Source organism: Haladaptatus sp. CMAA 1909 (assembly GCF_043952005.1).
Taxonomy (GTDB): Archaea; Halobacteriota; Halobacteria; order Halobacteriales; family Haladaptataceae; genus Haladaptatus.
Window position 1 is genome coordinate 991,020 of record NZ_JBIOAV010000001.1, and the last position, 17,238, is coordinate 1,008,257.

The following is a 17,238-nucleotide window of genomic DNA, read 5'->3' on the forward strand; positions in this document are numbered from 1 at the left end:
CCTTAGTCGAACGCGTCCTCGTTTCCGACGAGTTCGAAGAGCGGGTCGTACTCCTCGGGGAGTTGACCGCGTATCTGTTCCAACTCGCCTTCCGGGACGACTTCGGCGACGAGCGACAGCACGCCTTTCGCGTGGAAGAGTGCGTCGCCCTCGTCGATGCTCTCCCGCTCGGCGACGCGGGAGACGAACTCGTCGAAGTGAAATCGCTGGCCCGAGTCGGCCTGTAGTAGATACCAGTCGACTTCCATCGGGAGCGGACCCGCGAGGTCTTTCGCTTCGCCTTCCTGCAACCGCTCGGCGAGCGTGGTCAGCGTGGCGCGAATCGCTCTCACCGCCTGTCCCTGTTTACCCAATTGGAGTCGATGCTGTACCTGTCCGATGAAATCGCTGTAATCCATGATTCTCCCCCAGCGGTATCACGACACCTTGCTACAAGAATCGCGCGGCGGATTCGGTGCGGCGGTTCGACGGGCGGCGTCGGAAACTCCCAGCGGGGCGTCAGATCCATCGGTAATAATAAGTATAGATGGATGGTAACAGAGTGCATGGAGTTCTCCGAGAAGTTGGAGTTCGGCCACGACGACCGCCGCCGAATCTACGAGTACGTCGAGCGCCATGGAACAGCGAACGTGAACGATGTGCAGGACTCGCTCCGCATTGACCCCAGCGGGTTCCGCCATCACATCGCCATCCTCCGCCGGGATGGCTACCTTTCGGAGGACGAGGAAACGCTCTCCGTCGCCCTCGAAACGGGCGCAGAAGAGGAGTTCGACGTCGACGACGTGGAGTTCATCATCCGCCCCGCGCGACAGGAGGACCTCTCGGGCATCATCGGCGCGATTCGGCAAGTCGCCCAGGAGGGGTCGTACATCGTCGCGGAAACCGTCGCCGACGAAATCGACCATCAGGACGCCCTGCTCCGCCACAACGACCTCGAATCCCGGATGTTCTTCGTCGCGACCGTCGGCGACGAAGTGGTCGGGTGGGTCCACCTCAACGCGCCCGAACTCGACAAACTCAGCCACACCGCCGAGTTGACCGTCGGCGTGCTGGACGAGTATCAGGGCCACGGCATCGGCAGCCACCTCCTCGAACGCGGGTTGGAGTGGGCTGGCGCGAACGGCTACGAGAAGGTGTACCAGAGCGCGCCGTCGACCAACGAGAACGCCATCGACTTCCTCGAAGCACACGGGTGGGAAACCGAGGCCGTACGGGAGAACCACTACAAGATCGACGGCGAGTACGTGGACGAAGTGATGATGGCCGTGAAGTTGTAGCCGAGTTTGATCGCCGGGGATTGATTCCGATTTTTTGGCCCCGTTGAAACTCACACCGAGTTACTGTTCGAACGGGAGTTTTCGTACCGTTCGGAGCAGAGCGTACGTCTAACAGCGTTATCGATCGTCGGTACCGAAACACCACCTCCAGAAATCGATTCCCGTCCAAGCGGTGTACGCGATCGAGAGCGGAACGAGCGGATAAAACGGGTCGATACTAAACACGACTAAATCGAGGGAGTAGTTCCCTGGCGAGGCGTACAAGAGCGTAGCAACGAACACGGCGATACCGACACCGACATTGCTGAGATGCCAGAGGAATTCGTCTGCACGCACGATTTTCCTCCCGAGTCCATCCATATGATCGATTACGTTGACTTGTAAGTATGAGTTCCGACGATGAGGTGTCTGGTCGAGTATCGGTACGCTCGTACACTACCTCTCCGATGTTTCACTACCAATGGCGTCTACTCAATAGTATTTCGGCAGAGCCGTTCTCGTTTTTCTGAATTCATGAGTAACTACAGCGTAAACAACGACCGAGAGGCAATGAAACCGCACCGCACCTCACCCTTCCCAACCTCCTCGGTCGCTTGCTCGCGGTTTATCCGCGAGCATGAGAGCCACTGCGTGGCTCTCACCGCATCCTCGTCCCTCGCGCGTTTTTCGCGCGCCGGAAAGTCACCGTACCGGGTACCGTTCTGATTCCTCGCCAACACGCCGCCGCCAAATCTGAAGACTCATTTTCGCTCGGTGATGAGAACCGGACATGAGTGACGAAAGCCACGATCACGTCGTTCCCGGGAGCGAGGACGAACTCGATTCCGAGGACGTTTCCGGCTACGACTTCAGGGGCGACTTCGACTTCTTCGACATGCTGTCGTCGTACGAGACGACCGGGTTCCAGGCGACCCACCTCTACGAGGCGGTCGAACTGATTCGGGCGATGCGCGAGGAGGGTGCCGAAATCAACCTCACTTTCACCTCGAACATCGTTTCTTCGGGGCTTCGGGAGACGCTGGCCTACCTCGCCCGCGAGGACCTCGTCGACGTGATGATAACCACCTCCGGGTCGATAACCGAGGACGTCATCAAGACCGAAAAGCCGTTCAAGATGGGCGAGTGGGACGTGGACGAGGCCGAGATGCGCGAGCGGGGCATCAACCGCCTCGGCAACATCTTCGTTCCCTCCGACCGCTACGTCTGGTTGGAGTCCTACCTGAACGACTTCTTCGAGGACTTCTTCGCCGAGGAGAAAATTCGCACGCCGACGGAGTTTTCGCGCGAACTCGGCGAGACACTGGACGACGAGGATTCCATCCTCTCCAACGCCGCGGACAACGACATCCCCGTCTTCTGTCCCGCCCTGACCGACGCGGAGGTCGGCAACTTCCTCTACTACTATCGACAGGGCTACGACTCGGACATCGGCATCGAAATCGTGGACGACTACGACACCCTCATCGAGCAGGGTCTGCTGGCGGACAAGACGGGTCTCATCGTCCTCGGCGGCGGCGTCCCCAAGCACCACGCCATCATGACCAACCTCTTCCGCGGCGGCGCGGACTACGCCGTCTACGTCTCGACCGGAATGGAGGGCGACGGCTCCTTGTCCGGTGCCCCGCCGCACGAGGCCGTCTCGTGGGGGAAAATCAAGCAGGAGACGAAAAACTACGTGCAGGTCGAGGCCGAAGCGACGTTGGTCGTTCCGATGCTGGTCGCGGGCGCGTTCGCCGACGAGTAGCCGCTTTCCTCTCCTCCTTCTATTCCATCCCGTGAACCGGGAACGCCATCTCCACCGTCGCGTGGTACTCCTTGATTTCACCGTCCTCGACGTTCGCCGTCCAGCTTTCGACTTCGATCCCCGAGATGTCCTCGACCGTCTCGCTCGCCTTCTCGAACGCCTCTTTGGCCGCCTCTTCCCACGATTCCTCCGAGATCCCGAGCACTTTGATGACTTTCACTGCTGGCATGGCACGCGCCCTACGCCGCGGTCGATATAGCCAGTTGCGGCCGGATGGAACGGACAATCGGATTTCCGTCGAAGAGGTACCGATGTTCGTGCGTTCGTCTCGTCGAACTGGAATCTCTGAGGCGCTTCCACGGGCGATTACTGGCGGCGCACGACCGCACCGTCCACACCCTCCCCAGCCGATTCGCTTCACTTCGTTCCGCTCATCCCTCGCGTGATAGCCAACCAACCCCTCGGACGAAGCGTCCTCGGGTTGCTGCCGCACGCGCCGGGGCCGTTTAGCAGACTTCGCTCGTACTCGTACCTCTCGGATCTGCGGTTCACATTTTCTCCGAAAAACCGAAAGGCAGTTGCCGGTTTCCCTGTTACCGACAGACATGATTTCTATCGCGCTGGCGGGCAAACCGAACGCCGGGAAGTCCACCTTCTACAAGGCCGCCACGATGGCCGACGTTGACGTGGCGAACTACCCGTTCACGACCATCGACGCCAATCGCGGCGTGAGCTACGTCCGAACCGACTGCCCCTGCCTCGAACGCGACGAGCGCTGCGGGAGCGACGACTGCCACGATGGGAAGCGCTACGTCCCCATCGAACTGCTGGACGTGGCCGGGCTCGTGCCGGGGGCACACGAAGGGAGAGGGTTGGGCAATCAGTTCCTCGACGCGCTGACCAACGCCGACGCCATCCTCAACGTCGTGGACGCCTCCGGGGGGACGAACGAGGAGGGCGAACCCGTCGAAGTCGGGAGCTACGACCCGGTGGAGGAGGTGGATTTCATCGAGGAGGAGATGGACCAATGGCTGACCGGCATCATCGACCGGAACTGGGAGAGCGTGGTGCGCCAGTCACGCTCGCCGGGGTTCGACATCGATGAAGCATTGGCGGACATGCTGACGGGGTTCGGCGCGACGGAACACGACGTGACGACGAGTCTCCGCGGCTTGGAGTACCCCAGCGATCCGCAGAAATGGACGGACGAGAACCGCGAGGAGTTGGCCCGCGACATCCGGGCCCGGACGAAGCCCATCATCCTCGTGGCGAACAAGGCCGACGTCGCGCCCGAGGAGAACATCGAGCGACTCCGCGGGACGGGGAAGATGGTCATTCCCGCGACCGCGGAGGGGGAACTCGCGCTCCGACAGGGCGTCGAGGCGGAGGTCGTGGATTACGACCCCGGCGACGACGACTTCGAGGTAATCGGCGATCTGAGCGACCAACAGCAGGCCGGACTGGAGCGAATACGGGACGTGATGGGGGAGTGGGGCGGCACGGGCGTGCAGGGAAGCCTCGACGCCGCCGTCTACGACCTTCTGGACCGCATCACCACGTATCCAGTCCAGAACGAATCGAAGTGGACGGACGGGCAGGGAAACGTCCTCCCGGACGCATTCCTCCTCCAGCGCGGTTCCACGCCGCGCGACCTCGCCTACGCGGTCCACAGCGACATCGGCGACGGCTATCTCCACGCCGTGAACGCCAAAACGAAGCGCGACATCAGCGACGATTACGAACTCGAAGAGGGCGACGTGATAAAAATCGTCAGCACCGCGAAGTGAGCCGTCGGTAGCGCGCGGTTTTTCTCGCGTCCGCGTTCCGGTTTCGACCACGCTCGCCACCCATTGATTGATATCGGTTCGGTTTCTTTCATACAATAGTTATGGAACGAAATCGCGCTCGCGCCGGAGGGGCCGATGTCTAACGCCGCTGAAGACGACTTCACTGCCTTCCTCGACGAACTCCGAATCATGGCACAGGTCGGCCTCGAATACGTCGACGACCCGTACGACGAGGAGCGCTACGAGCGAATCCTGACCCTCGTGAGCGAGTGGTACGGCCGGTCGTACGACCTGCCGGAAAAAGACGTTCGGGAACGCTTCGCGGAGGAAGTCGGCTACGTCACGCCGAAGGTGTGTGCCGAGGCCGTGGTTTTCGACTCCGACGGACGTATCCTGCTTCAGAAACGAATCGACGACGGAACGTGGTGCTTTCCGTGCGGATACACTGACCCCAACGAATCCCCGGCGGAAACCGCCGTGCGGGAAACCCGAGAGGAGACGGGGCTCACGGTCGAAGTGGACGAGTTGGCCGGGATCTACACGAGAATACCCGGGGAATACGGCCCGCACTGTCTGGTTCGTCACTCCTACCTCTGTTCCGTCACGGGTGGCGAACTCCGGGTGTCCCACGAGGGCGAGGACGTTCGGTACTGGGACATCAACGACGTCCCGGTTTGGCACAAGGACCACGAACCGGCGGCGCGCGCGGCGGCCAGAAAGCGGCGAGGGTGAGAATACCGTTCGTCACGACCCGTCCACGAGTTCGACGAAGTTCTCGAAAACCCGTTCCCCGTTCACCTCATCGAACGACAGTTCGTTCTCTTCCCATCCGAAGTCCGCCGCAATTTTCGGATACAGTTCGTCCGTGAATTCGGGATGAAACTGCGTCGTCCACAGCGGCACGTTTCGGTGGCGAGTGGCGAAATACTCGTTGTACTCGGTCGAACCGATGGGTTCCATCCCGTCGCCGAGTTCGACCACATGGTCGCCGTGGACCGCCGGAACGACCGGTGAGACGCCGTCGAAGAGCGGGTCGTCCGCCAAGTCGGCGCGGACGAGTTCGTTCGTCAAGCCGCGGTGTTCGACCGAACCGCCGAGCGCGTCGTTGACCAACTGGTGCCCGAAACAGACGCCCAGCGTCGGAACCTCCCGCTTGACGAGTTCGCGAACGAGCGCCGCCTCCTCGTCCATCCACGGGTTTTCGTCCCGCTCGTACACGCCCGCCGTGCTTCCGGCGACGATGACGCCGTCGACGCCCGAGAGGGACGGCGGTTCGTCCGCCGCGACGTAATCGTACACCTCGTGGTCCGGGAGAAACGACTCCATCGAGCGGACGAAATACCGATAATCCGGGTTCACTTCGTTCTCCAGTACGAGCAGCATCAGCGGTGTATCGGTCCGATGACGGTAAAAAGCTACGTGCTTACTCGGCGAGGAACTCGGTCAACAGTCCGTTCACCCGTTCCGGCCTGTCGTTTTGTACCCAGTGGCTGGCGTCGGATAGCCGTTCGATTCGAAGGTCGGAAACCCACCGGTCCATCCCCTCGGTCAGTTCGTTGCCGAGCGCGAAATCCTCCGTTCCCCAGATTAACATGGTCGGGACGGTCACGTCGAGGGATTCTCTCTCCTTACCGAGGAGGGACCGAAACGCCGCCGGGACATTCTCCCGGAACAGCGCCCGGTAGTAGTTGATGGAACCGGTCAACGCGCCGGGCTGTGCGGCCGCCTCGACGTAGCGGCGGACGTCCTCTTCGTCGAACGCCTCCGGATTCTTCGCGCTGTCCCTGAAGATGTTCTCGATGGACTCGTACCCGCGGGCGGAGAGGAACAGTTCGGGAAGCCATGGCAGTTGGAAGAAGAACATGTACCACGAGCGTTTGAGTTGCGACGGCGTTCGTAGTTCCTCCCGGAATCGTTCCGGGTGGGGTGCGTTCAGGACCGCGAGTTTATCGACGCGTTCCGGGCGCTCGATTCCGACCTGCCACGCGACGGCACCGCCCCAGTCGTGGCCGACGACGTGGGCGCTCTCCTCGCCGAAGTGGTCGATGAGGCCGGTCACGTCGGCGACCAACTCGTCGGTTCGGTAGGCGTCGACGCCGTGTGGTTTCTCGGAGGCGTTGTAGCCGCGCATGTCGGGTGCGACAACGTGATACCCCGCCGCAGCGAGCGCGGGAATCTGTTCGCGCCACGAGTACCAGAACTCCGGGAAACCGTGAAGGAGGAGGACGAGCGGGCCATCCCCGCTTTGGATGTAGTGGAGACGGACCCCGTTGACGACGGCTTCGTCGTGAGTCAGTTCGGGCATGGTTTCATCCACGGTATTTTCGTGGATAAGCGTTGACGTATATCCGTGACGGAACCCTTCACCCTCCCGCAGACCGCCGCTCAGCCCAGTCAGTTGTATCTCAACGGGTCGAAACTCTCGCTTGTGACGAGGTGGTTCGACTTCGACGCGCCGAACTACGACCCGCTTCCGGTGCGGAAATTCGACGGCAGATGGACGCTCACGGACGGACACACGCGCGCCTTCGTCGCCCACCTCTCCGGCGCGGAAGAACTCCGCGTCGTCCGCGATACGGACGACATTCCGGTGTCGAAATACGAACGATGCGTCTCGTGGTGTCGAGACGAAGGTATCACGGACATCTCCGACCTCGCGGGGCGCGTCGTCACGGGCGCTACCTTCGAAACACGGTGGGTTGATCGGTGCCGGTCGCTCGACTCGTGATTACCTCAGGATTCGTCGGGTCGGTCTACGATTCGGTCGAATCAGTCGGAAATCCGCTCGATGTAGTCGTCCATGTCCCGCGCGAGCGAACACGACCCGGGTCGGACCCAAAAGTAGCTGTAGATGACGCCGTTGTCCTCGCCGTTTCCCGTGACCCTGTGTCGCCACTCGTCCCGCGTTTCGTCGACGCTGAGGTGAAAGAAGTGACGACGATACGCCTTCGGCTTCTCGTGATGGTTCCACACGTCCGTCGAGAGCGGACGGATGGAATCGAACTCCGTCAAGCCGCTTTCCTCCCGCACTTCGCGGACGACTGCCTCGCGAGGGATTTCACCGTCCTCGATAGTACCTTTCGGAACCTGCACGCCAGCGTCCTCGTTGGCGTGCTCGAAGACGAGCAACTGGGGGGTCTGGGCGGCCTTGCGGGTGATGTACGCATAGGCTTTTTCTTCAGTTACAGGTTGGTCTATCACGGATACAATTACAAAACGAGGGGCGGGGGCGTAAGCGTTATTTCAATCACCTGTCCTATCAATCAACGACTTCGGCGCTCCACTCGTCGTCCGGAATCTCGGCTTCGGCTTCGATTTCTACGAGCATATCATCGCCGAGGAGGTCCGCGACGCCAAGCATCGTACTTGCAGGGTATTCCGGATAGTCGAAAAAGTCGGCTCGCACTTCGTGGATTCGAGCCCGGGTCTCTCGCGAGAAGATATCCGACCGGACGTAAAATCGAGTCATCACGATATCGTCCATCGACCCACCGAGGTCTACGAGCGTTTCCTCGACGTATCCGAGAATTTCCCGCGTTTGCTCCTGTACGTCACCCTCGGGCCACCCGCCGCCGGACAGGCAGACCCGACGGTGGTTCGAATGTTCGGTGACGACACCCCACGAGAAGACGGCATGATCCACGATTTCAGAGTCGAGGTCGCCGAATCCGGGTTCGATGACGGTTTTCTCCATGAAATTCGCCACACAGACCACGGACAAGTATATTTTTATCTGACAAATTTGTCGCCACCTTCACGATAACGGCCGGAACCACACCGCCGTCAGCAACAGTGCGAGGAAGACGTAGGACCCGCGAATGAGCAACATGGTGGCGAGTTCCGGTCCGCTTCGGTACGCGATGGCGGCGACGACGCCGAAGGCCACAACGGCGACGGCGGAACTCGGCGGAAACACCTGCGTCATCGAAAATCCGAGCACGCAGAGGAGCGCGGTCAGAATGAGTCCGTAGGCAGTTGTCCGAGCCCGGTTTTGGCCGAGCGCGACGGCGACGGTCCGCTTCGAGATGGAGCGGTCGTAGTCGTAGTCCTGTGCGTCGTCGATGACTTTCACGCCCGAGAGGAGAACGAGGAAGACGAACGCGAACGCGAGGGCGACGAGCGAGAGGGTTCTCGTCTGGACGTAGTAGCCGCCGAGGATGGAAAGCGCGATACCGAGCGGATAGCCGGTGGTCGTGCTGACGGGATTCGTATCGAGTTGCGGCGCGTGCAGGTAGCCGATGAACCACGTCGGGAGCGTGATGAGGACCGCACCGATACCGACGGTGAGCCACAGTCCCGCGAGACAGGCCGCGAAGAGTACGGCGGCGGCGACGAGCAGGAGTTTACATCCGCGTTCGGTGAGCGGATGGTCGTCGTCCTCGCCCCGGAGATAGAAATCGACGTACCCGTCCTTGACGTGGGCCGTGTAGACGGCGGCGAAAATGGCGACCATGTGGAGTCCGCCGGTCAGCAGCGAGAAGTGTCCAGCTAACATGCTCCCGAACCACGATGCGGCGACGGGAGGGAGCATGAACACCGGATGTACCTGCGATGTGACTGCGCGTGCTGCGGGGACCACGCCGGAACCGCGGCGTGAGATGGGCATCGAATCGACCCACAACGTCGCCCATGATAAAGTCTCAGGCCGCGAAAAATCGGAAAAATTCAGCGAACCGCGTCGGCCGCCTCGCCCATGATTTCGAGCGCCGCTTCGAGTTCCTCCACGTTCGTCGCGTAGGAGATGCGAGCGTAGCCCGCGCCGTGCTCGCCGAATGCCTCGCCGGGGACGACGACGACGCCGCGTTCGATTACCTCGTCCACGAACCCTTCGGGAACCTTGGGCATGGCGTAGAACGCACCCTGTGGCGTCGGGGTTTCGAGTCCGATGTCCGCGAGGCCGTCGAGGAGCACGTCGCGGCGCTCTTCGAACGATTCGACCATCTCGTCCACCGGGTCCTGTGAGCCGGAGAGGGCACCCAACGCGGCGAACTGCGCTGGCGCGCTCGCACAGGCCTGTACGTACTGGTGAACGCGGAGCATGCGCTCGATTCTGCGCTCGCTACCGGCGACCCAGCCGAGTCGCCACCCGGTCATCGAATACGTCTTCGAGCAGGCGTTGACGATGACCACGTTGTCCGTCTCGGCGAACTGCATCGGCGAGTAGTGTTCGCCGTCGAAGACGATGTGTTCGTACACCTCGTCGGAGATGCAGAGGACGTCGTGTTCGTCCGCGATGCGCGCGAACTCGCGCACGTCCTCCTCGCTCGACACCGCGCCTGTCGGGTTGCCGGGGCTGTTGATGACGAAGGCGGCCGTGTCCTCGGTGATGTTCTCCTCGATGATTGCGGGGTCGATGGTCAAATCTTCCCGCACGGGAACGGGTTTCGGCGTCCCGCCCGCGAGGTGCGTCAGGGCGTCGTAGGCGACGAACCCGGGGTCGGGAAAGATGACCTCCTCGCCCGCGCTGACGTGCGCTTCGAGGGCGATGTGGAGGGCCTCGCTCCCGCCCGCCGTGGCGATGACGTTCTCCGGCGGGACCACGAGGTCGTTGTCCCGGTCGTGCTTCGCACTGATGGCCTCACGGAGTTGCGAAATCCCCTTGTTCGACGTATAGGCGTCCGTCGCACCCGATTCGATGGCTTCGAGCGCCGCCTCCCGAGCATGGTCCGGTGTCGGGAAGTCCGGTTGCCCGAGTCCGAGATTGATAGCGTCCTCACCTGCGGCTTCGAACACTTTCCGAATGCCGCTTATCGATACGTGTTCGACCCTGTCCGAAAAGCCGGTCATACGCCCGAAAGCACGCAACGGGGGAGGATAATTCTTCGCTTCGGTTACTCGACCTGTGCCCGGAGCGCTTCGAGGTGGTCGTCGATGACCGAGAGCGCCGCGTCGGCATCCATGTAGCCGTTGTCGTACTCCGAGTACACCTTGTCCACGTCGCGGAAGAACTGGTCCAAATCAACGTTATCCGTGTCGCTCATGGTTGAGGAAAGACGGTTGGCACCCAAAAGCGTCGTGGTTGCATTTCGAACCGGGCCAACCGAGCGACGGAAGCGGTGACAGCGGTTCCAAAGCTCGAATGCACGAACTCCATAGAGCACTATAATATTCTTATAGAAATTAGTAAAATTTAATTTTGTGCGGTGAATTACTAGTGTTGCTATGTCACGAAAATTCGGGCGGCGGTCAGTTCTGAAATCCCTCGGCACCACCGCGACGGTTCTCACCGGAACGGCGGCGCTGAGCGGGTCGGCGAGCGCGTTCACCGACGGCGAACGGGTCGCGGCGACCACGGCGCTGAACACGCGCGAACAACCAGGAACCGACCAACCCATCGTCGCCACGGTGAACGACGGCGAAGTCGGGGAGATCATGAACGGGCCGACGGACAAAGGCGGCTACACGTGGTGGGGCGTCCACTGGCTCAACCGGAACGTCTGGGGTTGGTCGGTCGAACGGTACCTCCAATCCACGTCCGGTGGCGGCGGCGGTTCGGACTTCGTGTGGCCGATTACGGGATACATCACGTCGCCGTACGGTCCGCGCGACGGCGGCTACCACTACGGCGTGGACATCGGAGCCAACGGTAACATCGGTGAACCGATTTACGCGGCCCACGGCGGAACTGCCTACACCGCCGAGGACCCCGGCGGCTACGGAACGTACATCTACATCAACCACGGCGGCGGCTACCAGTCCGAGTACGGCCACCTCAACAGCACCGCCGTCTCGGACGGTCAGACGGTGAGTCAGGGCGACTATATCGGCGGCATGGGTGAGGACGGAAACTCGACCGGCCCGCACCTCCACTTCGAAATCGAAACCGGGAGCGGCCACGCGTCGATTCCCGGTGCCGACGGCGAGAACGTCACCGCCGGAACCGCGATTCCGAAGGATTACGGCGGTATCTGAACGACTCCGCCGGTCCACTATCGACGAATTTTTGCCCGGAATTAACCGACGTCAACGACGATACCGAAAACGAAAGAAGTGAAAAATCGCCAGCGGCGTCTACGCCGCTTGTATCGTCCGGACGCCGAGAACAACCAACAGGAGACAGACCAATCCAGCGCCCCACGTCGCAAATTTGGTCGGATTGATTGTCAACACCATCAACGCGAATCCGACCCCGACGACGCCCGCAAACAGGGCCGCGTGACCGTACAATCGCAGGATTACGTTACTCATTCGAATCGTATATCTTGAGTATCTTCTTTGGCGGAATATAACTCTTCAATTCTATCTGCCAGCGACACATCCACCCAAACCGAATTTACACGACCGCCGGAAATCAGCAACCGTCACAACCGCCAGTCGCTAGCAATCCTTCCGGAAAATCTTCGATTTTCCGGCCGACGACCGAGCGGAGCGAGACGCTTTGCGTCTCGATAAGCGAACGGCGAACGGTAGTGAGCCGTGAGTCGAAGTGAGGGAGGAGTGTCTTCGTGAGTAAAGCGAACGAAGGCTCGGAAGTCGCAGCCCGCGAACGAAGTGAGCTGGAACGTCTTCCGGTGCTTTTGATGAACCTTTTACAGGGAAGCTGTCAGCGGTCGCGCGCTACGGCACGCGACCGCTGAGTTCTGACCGTCGTAAAAGGTTCATTGGAACATCCGAAGCGGTTGAGCCTGCGAACTCTCCGCCTCCTCGGTTTCCTGCATTCGCTGGGCGAACTGCTCTTTCTGCTCGCGGATTTCCTCGGCGCTCTCGACCAGTTCGTCGGTGTTCACGTCGATACCCGCGATGGGGTCGATGCCGTCTTCGAGGAGCACCTTGGCCGCGGCGGGGTCGGGAAACTGCGGATCGGACTGGACGATGAGGCCGATTGCGCCGACGCCGCTCCTGCTGGCGCGGTGGAGGAGCGCGCCGGTCGGGCCGCTGACCGCTCCGGTTTCCGTGGGCGAGCCGATGTCGTACTCGTCGAGCAGCTGTCCCAAGTCGCCCGTGGCGGTGCCGTAGAGTTCGGGGACCGTCCCGGCCTGTTTCTGGTGGGGAAGGCCGCTGAGGTAGAGCGGCGTCGCGTCGGTCGATTCGACCCACGCGGTGACGCAGTTCGCGAACTGGGGAGCGGCGTCCGCCGAGATGGGAACGTCGCTCCGCAGCGCCAGCAGGTCGCGCTCCTCGTCGGCGTACAACCGAACCGGTGGGAGCAAATCGCGGTCGCCGTCCTCGTACACCGCGATTTGTGGGATGCCCTCGCAGTCCACCGCCGCGTAGTAGGTCATGTCGAACCGCTCGATGAGGTGGTCGGTGGCGATTTTGCCGACCAATCCGAGTCCGGGAAGTCCTTCGACCAGCGTCGGTGAGTCGAGTTCGATGTCGTCCGCGACCACGGCGATGTCGGTCATACCATCGTTTTCGGATGGATGCGTCTTAAAAACGAGGGCGACTCGCAGCGGCGCTCCGAAACCCACAAACACCTCTCGCCCGCATAGCCGAGCAATGGACGCACTGGAGCGTTACGAACCCATCCTCGACGATTTCGAGACGTTTCTCGCGGCGTGCGAGCGCCCGCTTCCCTCGGTCGTCAGGGTGAACCGCATCAAAGCGACCCGAGAGCAGGTGACGCGGGCGTTCGACGAGGAGTCCGTCGAGTGGACGCCGCGCGAGTGGAACGAGAACGTGCTGGAAATCGAGGGGAAACCCGGCAACACGTGGCCCTCGTTTCACGGCTGGACGCACGGACAGGAGGAGGTCTCCTCGATTCCGGCGTTCGTCCTCGACCCGGAACCCGGCGAACGCGTGTTGGACGCCTGTGCCGCGCCGGGGAGCAAGACGACCCAACTCGCGGCGCTGATGGACGACAAGGGACTCGTCGCGGCGAACGACAGCAACCTCGGTCGCCTGTCGGCGCTTCGATTCAACACGGAACGACTCGGCGTCACCTGCGCCGCGGTGACGAATCAGGACGCCCGGAACTTCTCGCTCAAACCGTTCGGCCTCTCGGCGTTCGACGCGGCGCTCGTGGATGTGCCGTGCTCCTGCGAGGGGACGATTCGGAAGAACCCGACAGCGTTGGACGATTGGGGCTTGGACCACATCGAGGGCGTCGCCGGCGTCCAGAAGGGGATCCTGCGCCGCGCCGTGCAGGCCACGCGGGACGGCGGAACCGTGGTGTACTCAACCTGCACGTTCGCGCCGGAGGAGAACGAGGCGGTCCTCGATTACGTTCTCTCCTGTGAGGACTGCCGTCTAACCGAGTACGACATCAGCCTTCAGTCGGAACCGGGACTCACCGAGTGGAAGGGCGACGAGTTCGACGGGAGCGTTCGAAAAGCGAAGCGATTCTATCCGCACCACAACGACACGGGCGGGTTCTTCTGTGCGAAACTGGAGGTGGGTCGATGAACGATGATGGCGACGGGGACGAACTGGCGACGAACGACGGCCAGCGGTTCGACCGCCTGCCGGACACCGAAGACGACCGCGAGGTGTCGGGTCGTGCGAGCAGACGGAAAGTGCTCGACTGGTGGGAAGACCGGTTCGGCATCCCACCGGAGACGTTCGAAGGAGCGTCCTTCTGGGAGAAGGGGAAGGGTAAAATCTGGATACTGGACGGCGATTTGGAGTCGCCCGTCCACATCGAGGCGCTCGGGATGACGTTCCTCCGCACGCGACAGCGACACTGGAAACCGACGACGAACGCGGCCCAGCGGTTCGGTCGACACGCGACGAAGAACGTCATCGAACTCGACGACGAACAGGCCCGGCGGTTCGCCCGCGGAGAGGATCAAGAAATCGAGTGGGAGGGTGATTGGGGCTACCTCATCGCCGCACACGAAATCGCGGGAGGGGTCGAACCCCTCGGCGTCGGACTGTTCCTCCACGGCGAACTCCAATCGCTCGTCCCGCAGGGACGACAGCGGGATCTCTGAAACGGCCGAGCTCTCTATTCTCCGTCCCGTGTCCGAATCACGCCGCCGCTCAACCCCTCCCACTCGACGGCGTAACCCAGTTCCGAGAGGAGGGCGCTGTCGTCCTCGATATTGCGTTCTTCGAGGGCTGACTTCGCCGCCGAGTAGGCCATTCCGTCCTCGATTTCGTCGTCGATGGCATCGAGGACACCTGGTCGAACCAACGTCCTTCCGACCCGCCGATGCTCGGGGAAGGACGCACCTTCCAGCGCGTCCTCGCTCACGCCGTGTGCGGCGGCGAGGTCAGCGAGCGAAATCGCGTCCGCGTCCGGGACGAGTTCGTCGGGCAGCGCTGCAACGCTTTCCGCGACGAGTTCCTCCTCGTACCGTCGAAGGGCATCCCGAACGTCCTTGAGTCGAATCGACCCGGAGTACGGAATCGCGCGGTGGTCGCGGGCGGTTATCTCCTCGCCGACGCCGAGGCTTTCGTCGACGGCGACGAGCAGTTGTACGTCGGAGACGGCGTCAAGTTGGGAGAGCTTCTTTTCGACGTACTCGGGCGTCCAGAAGCCCATGATTTCGAAGAACACCCGAAAGTCGGCGTGCCGATAGTCGAAGGCGAAGTCGGGTATCATCACTCGCGCGCGCGCCGCCAATGGTTCGGGTTCGCGCACGAGGTCCCAGTCCAAATCGAGAGCCTCGAACCGGGTCGCGAACGACCGCTCCACCTCGCTGTCGAACGACACGTCCGCGATGGGTTCGGTTCCCGGCGGCCGAATCGGGTCGTCGTCGGAGAGGACCAACTCGCGTTCGGTCCCGCGGTCGTCGATGGTGGCGACGAGTCGCCAATCATCGGCATTGACGACGGTTCGGAGCAGTCTCGCAAAGCGCGTCCCGTACCGTCGCGTCGAGCGAAACAGCGCGTCCGGGCCGGTGACGATGACTTCACGTCCGGCGTCCGTCTCGTGGATTTCGTACATCAGTCGAAGTCGCTTGACGGCCGAGACGAGCGCCCGCGGGTCGGAACTCCGAACGCGGAGTTCCGTCGCGTCGAACAGCGCCGTTTGGGCGAGCGACAGGTTGTACTGGGAGACGAGTTCGTCCGGGTCCCACCGCGAGTCGAAGGAGACGAGGGGTTGTCGCTCTTCGAGATCGGCGTACAGCGACTCCGCGACATCGTCCGGCGTCGAACCGATGGAGGCTGCTGCCCGCTGGAGGGCGGTCTTCCGTTCCGATTCGGTGGCGACGCCGACCCCTTCGGCCGCCTCGAAGGCGGCAGTTCGTGCGCGGTTCGGCGCGACGGGTGCCTCCGTTTCGAACCTCGCTTCTCGGTCGAGGAGCTTGGCGAACCCGCGGACGAGTTTGAAGTCGGGTGCCTCCGTTTCGAGTTCGGAGAGGGCGGACTGAAGGTGTCCGAACGGTTCGCCGACGTGACCCTGATACGTTCCGAGGACGCGCGCCGCGAGCGGTCGCTGGTCGCGACCGGCGAACTGCGGATGGTACCCTCCTCCGGCGCGGGACACCCGGAGCAGGTCTTTCGTAAGCACACCTGACACTACACGTGCAGTGTACAAAAGCCGACGGAATGAGAAGATTCATTCCGGCCGCTCGAATCGGTACGGAGTATGCGAAGACGAGATGCCCTCCGACAGTTCGGCCTCGTTGCCTCTCTCGCGGCGACCAGCGGTTGTGCCGCCATCCTCGGTGGACGCGGCGGGAACTCCGATGACGGCGATAAGAAACGATCGGGGGATTTGGAAAGTGTCAAAATACGACCCAAAGAAAACGATGACGGTAATCTCGTGGTCGTCGTCACGGTGCAAAATCACGGGAGCGAGAAGGAGTCCGCAACGCTGAAAGTGACGACCACGGTGGACGGCGTCGTTCACTTAATGGACCCGGAGATAACCGTTCCCGGAAACGAATCGAAGGACGTGCACGTCCCGTTCGAGGTGACGTACGAGAAGTACGATAGTGCGGGCAAATCCTCCATCGACATCAACCTAATATAACTACAGCACCATCGCGACGAGGACGGCGACTATCAGCAGTTTTTTCACGATGATGACGCCGATGACGAGCTGTTTCGTGGAGAGGGATTTGACCCACGCGACGAACCGGCCGAGGGAACCCGGTGTTCGAGCAATCTCCCGACCGAACGGTTCGAGTTTCGTTCGGGACGTCTCCGAGATGGAGCCTTCTCCTTCGGTGTGCGCGAGGTACGTGGCCGGAACCCATCCCTGACTCGTGTACCGAACGGGGACTGAAAGACCTTCGAGGTGGCCGACCTGTGCGAACTCGAAGCCGTGTTCGTCTGCCAGCGCTTCGAGTTCGCGCACGTCCCGCCCGTCGTCCAAATCGTACACGAGTCGGGTCGAGTCGGCCGTCCAGTCGAAGCTGAGCGAGAGGTTGACCTGCGTTCGGGTCACACGAACGTCCTGTACGGTCGCCGTCTCCGTGTTTCCCCGTCGCTCCTTCTGTTTCGCGGTCAGTAGCTCGTACTCCTCGGTCGAAGTGGTGGATAGGTCGGTCATCATCGGCCTCCTAACGGAAACGTCGAGAGGGGACGCCCCCAAGAG

23 protein-coding genes are annotated in these 17,238 nt (G+C 61.9%); 9 read left to right on the forward strand and 14 right to left on the reverse strand.

The window, feature by feature from the left end; translation table 11 throughout:
* Nucleotides 1-2 precede the first annotated feature (2 nt).
* A complete protein-coding gene (locus ACGYLY_RS05555) occupies nt 3-398 on the reverse strand; it encodes a DUF2267 domain-containing protein (protein WP_231183213.1) in 396 nt (131 codons plus the stop codon).
* Nucleotides 399-545: 147 nt separating this feature from the next.
* Here ACGYLY_RS05555 and ACGYLY_RS05560 point away from each other — a divergent pair, with 147 nt between their 5' ends.
* Nucleotides 546-1,277 (forward strand): GNAT family N-acetyltransferase, encoded by a 732-nt coding sequence (locus ACGYLY_RS05560; protein WP_395282597.1) that lies wholly within the window; start codon nt 546-548, stop codon nt 1,275-1,277.
* Nucleotides 1,278-1,394: 117 nt separating this feature from the next.
* On the opposite strand, the gene ACGYLY_RS05565 is transcribed toward ACGYLY_RS05560, so the two are convergent.
* Nucleotides 1,395-1,613, reverse strand: a complete 219-nt coding sequence (locus tag ACGYLY_RS05565) for a hypothetical protein (protein ID WP_395282596.1) — start codon at nt 1,611-1,613, stop codon at nt 1,395-1,397.
* 433 nt (nt 1,614-2,046) lie between these two features.
* Here ACGYLY_RS05565 and ACGYLY_RS05570 point away from each other — a divergent pair, with 433 nt between their 5' ends.
* Complete coding sequence (locus ACGYLY_RS05570; RefSeq protein ID WP_395282595.1) at nt 2,047-3,021, forward strand: deoxyhypusine synthase; 975 nt, start codon at nt 2,047-2,049, stop codon at nt 3,019-3,021.
* 19 nt (nt 3,022-3,040) lie between these two features.
* Here the strand turns inward: ACGYLY_RS05570 and ACGYLY_RS05575 are convergent, their stop codons facing one another.
* The gene (locus ACGYLY_RS05575) at nt 3,041-3,250 is read right to left on the reverse strand and encodes a dodecin family protein (RefSeq protein WP_255665894.1); all 210 of its coding nucleotides are present in this window, start codon (nt 3,248-3,250) and stop codon (nt 3,041-3,043) included.
* 376 nt (nt 3,251-3,626) lie between these two features.
* Here ACGYLY_RS05575 and ACGYLY_RS05580 point away from each other — a divergent pair, with 376 nt between their 5' ends.
* Together ACGYLY_RS05580 and ACGYLY_RS05585 are read left to right on the forward strand one after the other, a co-directional pair.
* Nucleotides 3,627-4,808 (forward strand): redox-regulated ATPase YchF, encoded by a 1,182-nt coding sequence (locus ACGYLY_RS05580; RefSeq protein WP_395282593.1) that lies wholly within the window; start codon nt 3,627-3,629, stop codon nt 4,806-4,808.
* A 135-nt stretch (nt 4,809-4,943) separates the two neighbouring features.
* On the forward strand, nt 4,944-5,540 hold the full coding sequence (locus tag ACGYLY_RS05585) for an NUDIX hydrolase N-terminal domain-containing protein (protein ID WP_395282592.1): 597 nt from the start codon (nt 4,944-4,946) through the stop codon (nt 5,538-5,540).
* 12 nt (nt 5,541-5,552) lie between these two features.
* On the opposite strand, the gene ACGYLY_RS05590 is transcribed toward ACGYLY_RS05585, so the two are convergent.
* Nucleotides 5,553-6,191 (reverse strand): type 1 glutamine amidotransferase, encoded by a 639-nt coding sequence (locus tag ACGYLY_RS05590; RefSeq protein WP_395282591.1) that lies wholly within the window; start codon nt 6,189-6,191, stop codon nt 5,553-5,555.
* A 40-nt stretch (nt 6,192-6,231) separates the two neighbouring features.
* Nucleotides 6,232-7,113 carry an alpha/beta fold hydrolase gene (locus ACGYLY_RS05595; RefSeq protein ID WP_395282590.1) on the reverse strand — a complete coding sequence of 294 codons (882 nt, stop codon included), beginning with the start codon at nt 7,111-7,113 and terminating at the stop codon, nt 6,232-6,234.
* Between the two features lie 45 nt (nt 7,114-7,158).
* Between ACGYLY_RS05595 and ACGYLY_RS05600 the strand changes: the two genes are divergently transcribed.
* Nucleotides 7,159-7,536 (forward strand): histone acetyltransferase, encoded by a 378-nt coding sequence (locus ACGYLY_RS05600; RefSeq protein ID WP_395282589.1) that lies wholly within the window; start codon nt 7,159-7,161, stop codon nt 7,534-7,536.
* A gap of 41 nt (nt 7,537-7,577) precedes the next feature.
* On the opposite strand, the gene ACGYLY_RS05605 is transcribed toward ACGYLY_RS05600, so the two are convergent.
* The 5 genes from ACGYLY_RS05605 to ACGYLY_RS05625 are packed head-to-tail and all read right to left on the reverse strand — an operon-like array spanning nt 7,578 to nt 10,789.
* Nucleotides 7,578-8,009: an NUDIX domain-containing protein gene (locus tag ACGYLY_RS05605; protein WP_395282588.1), complete on the reverse strand. Its 432-nt coding sequence runs from the start codon at nt 8,007-8,009 to the stop codon at nt 7,578-7,580.
* Between the two features lie 58 nt (nt 8,010-8,067).
* On the reverse strand, nt 8,068-8,502 hold the full coding sequence (locus ACGYLY_RS05610) for a RidA family protein (protein WP_395282587.1): 435 nt from the start codon (nt 8,500-8,502) through the stop codon (nt 8,068-8,070).
* 60 nt (nt 8,503-8,562) lie between these two features.
* Complete coding sequence (locus tag ACGYLY_RS05615) at nt 8,563-9,414, reverse strand: UbiA family prenyltransferase (RefSeq protein WP_395282586.1); 852 nt, start codon at nt 9,412-9,414, stop codon at nt 8,563-8,565.
* Between the two features lie 59 nt (nt 9,415-9,473).
* Complete coding sequence (locus ACGYLY_RS05620) at nt 9,474-10,595, reverse strand: pyridoxal phosphate-dependent aminotransferase (RefSeq protein WP_395282585.1); 1,122 nt, start codon at nt 10,593-10,595, stop codon at nt 9,474-9,476.
* A 44-nt stretch (nt 10,596-10,639) separates the two neighbouring features.
* Nucleotides 10,640-10,789, reverse strand: coding sequence for a hypothetical protein (locus ACGYLY_RS05625; protein WP_395282584.1), 150 nt, complete (start codon nt 10,787-10,789; stop codon nt 10,640-10,642).
* 181 nt (nt 10,790-10,970) lie between these two features.
* Here ACGYLY_RS05625 and ACGYLY_RS05630 point away from each other — a divergent pair, with 181 nt between their 5' ends.
* Nucleotides 10,971-11,720 (forward strand): peptidoglycan DD-metalloendopeptidase family protein, encoded by a 750-nt coding sequence (locus ACGYLY_RS05630; protein ID WP_395282583.1) that lies wholly within the window; start codon nt 10,971-10,973, stop codon nt 11,718-11,720.
* 99 nt (nt 11,721-11,819) lie between these two features.
* Here the strand turns inward: ACGYLY_RS05630 and ACGYLY_RS05635 are convergent, their stop codons facing one another.
* Together ACGYLY_RS05635 and ACGYLY_RS05640 are read right to left on the reverse strand one after the other, a co-directional pair.
* Complete coding sequence (locus ACGYLY_RS05635; RefSeq protein ID WP_231183229.1) at nt 11,820-11,996, reverse strand: hypothetical protein; 177 nt, start codon at nt 11,994-11,996, stop codon at nt 11,820-11,822.
* Nucleotides 11,997-12,406: 410 nt separating this feature from the next.
* The gene (locus tag ACGYLY_RS05640; RefSeq protein ID WP_395282582.1) at nt 12,407-13,153 is read right to left on the reverse strand and encodes a proteasome assembly chaperone family protein; all 747 of its coding nucleotides are present in this window, start codon (nt 13,151-13,153) and stop codon (nt 12,407-12,409) included.
* A 94-nt stretch (nt 13,154-13,247) separates the two neighbouring features.
* On the opposite strand from ACGYLY_RS05640, the gene ACGYLY_RS05645 reads away from it, so the two are divergent.
* Both ACGYLY_RS05645 and ACGYLY_RS05650 read left to right on the forward strand, forming a co-directional pair.
* Nucleotides 13,248-14,153, forward strand: coding sequence for an RsmB/NOP family class I SAM-dependent RNA methyltransferase (locus ACGYLY_RS05645; protein WP_395282581.1), 906 nt, complete (start codon nt 13,248-13,250; stop codon nt 14,151-14,153).
* A complete protein-coding gene (locus tag ACGYLY_RS05650; RefSeq protein ID WP_395282580.1) occupies nt 14,150-14,680 on the forward strand; it encodes a hypothetical protein in 531 nt (176 codons plus the stop codon). The genes ACGYLY_RS05645 and ACGYLY_RS05650 overlap by 4 nt, the downstream gene beginning before the upstream one ends.
* Nucleotides 14,681-14,694: 14 nt before the next feature.
* On the opposite strand, the gene ACGYLY_RS05655 is transcribed toward ACGYLY_RS05650, so the two are convergent.
* Nucleotides 14,695-16,206: a DUF790 family protein gene (locus ACGYLY_RS05655; RefSeq protein WP_395282579.1), complete on the reverse strand. Its 1,512-nt coding sequence runs from the start codon at nt 16,204-16,206 to the stop codon at nt 14,695-14,697.
* 78 nt (nt 16,207-16,284) lie between these two features.
* On the opposite strand from ACGYLY_RS05655, the gene ACGYLY_RS05660 reads away from it, so the two are divergent.
* Entirely contained in the window at nt 16,285-16,671 is a 387-nt protein-coding gene (locus ACGYLY_RS05660; RefSeq protein WP_395282578.1) for a hypothetical protein, read from the forward strand.
* On the opposite strand, the gene ACGYLY_RS05665 is transcribed toward ACGYLY_RS05660, so the two are convergent.
* On the reverse strand, nt 16,672-17,193 hold the full coding sequence (locus ACGYLY_RS05665) for a hypothetical protein (RefSeq protein WP_395282577.1): 522 nt from the start codon (nt 17,191-17,193) through the stop codon (nt 16,672-16,674).
* Nucleotides 17,194-17,238: the final 45 nt, after the last annotated feature.

Coding starts and splice junctions, on each gene's coding strand:
- ACGYLY_RS05590 (WP_395282591.1), bottom strand. CDS start 6,191: ATGCTGCTCGTACTGGAGAACGAAGTGAACCCGGATTATCGGTATTTC.
- ACGYLY_RS05660 (WP_395282578.1), top strand. CDS start 16,285: ATGCGAAGACGAGATGCCCTCCGACAGTTCGGCCTCGTTGCCTCTCTC.
- ACGYLY_RS05585 (WP_395282592.1), top strand. CDS start 4,944: ATGTCTAACGCCGCTGAAGACGACTTCACTGCCTTCCTCGACGAACTC.
- ACGYLY_RS05630 (WP_395282583.1), top strand. CDS start 10,971: ATGTCACGAAAATTCGGGCGGCGGTCAGTTCTGAAATCCCTCGGCACC.
- ACGYLY_RS05610 (WP_395282587.1), bottom strand. CDS start 8,502: ATGGAGAAAACCGTCATCGAACCCGGATTCGGCGACCTCGACTCTGAA.
- ACGYLY_RS05580 (WP_395282593.1), top strand. CDS start 3,627: ATGATTTCTATCGCGCTGGCGGGCAAACCGAACGCCGGGAAGTCCACC.
- ACGYLY_RS05620 (WP_395282585.1), bottom strand. CDS start 10,595: ATGACCGGCTTTTCGGACAGGGTCGAACACGTATCGATAAGCGGCATT.
- ACGYLY_RS05570 (WP_395282595.1), top strand. CDS start 2,047: ATGAGTGACGAAAGCCACGATCACGTCGTTCCCGGGAGCGAGGACGAA.
- ACGYLY_RS05555 (WP_231183213.1), bottom strand. CDS start 398: ATGGATTACAGCGATTTCATCGGACAGGTACAGCATCGACTCCAATTG.
- ACGYLY_RS05640 (WP_395282582.1), bottom strand. CDS start 13,153: ATGACCGACATCGCCGTGGTCGCGGACGACATCGAACTCGACTCACCG.
- ACGYLY_RS05665 (WP_395282577.1), bottom strand. CDS start 17,193: ATGACCGACCTATCCACCACTTCGACCGAGGAGTACGAGCTACTGACC.
- ACGYLY_RS05595 (WP_395282590.1), bottom strand. CDS start 7,113: ATGCCCGAACTGACTCACGACGAAGCCGTCGTCAACGGGGTCCGTCTC.
- ACGYLY_RS05615 (WP_395282586.1), bottom strand. CDS start 9,414: ATGCCCATCTCACGCCGCGGTTCCGGCGTGGTCCCCGCAGCACGCGCA.
- ACGYLY_RS05575 (WP_255665894.1), bottom strand. CDS start 3,250: ATGCCAGCAGTGAAAGTCATCAAAGTGCTCGGGATCTCGGAGGAATCG.
- ACGYLY_RS05635 (WP_231183229.1), bottom strand. CDS start 11,996: ATGAGTAACGTAATCCTGCGATTGTACGGTCACGCGGCCCTGTTTGCG.
- ACGYLY_RS05560 (WP_395282597.1), top strand. CDS start 546: ATGGAGTTCTCCGAGAAGTTGGAGTTCGGCCACGACGACCGCCGCCGA.
- ACGYLY_RS05645 (WP_395282581.1), top strand. CDS start 13,248: ATGGACGCACTGGAGCGTTACGAACCCATCCTCGACGATTTCGAGACG.
- ACGYLY_RS05625 (WP_395282584.1), bottom strand. CDS start 10,789: ATGAGCGACACGGATAACGTTGATTTGGACCAGTTCTTCCGCGACGTG.
- ACGYLY_RS05650 (WP_395282580.1), top strand. CDS start 14,150: ATGAACGATGATGGCGACGGGGACGAACTGGCGACGAACGACGGCCAG.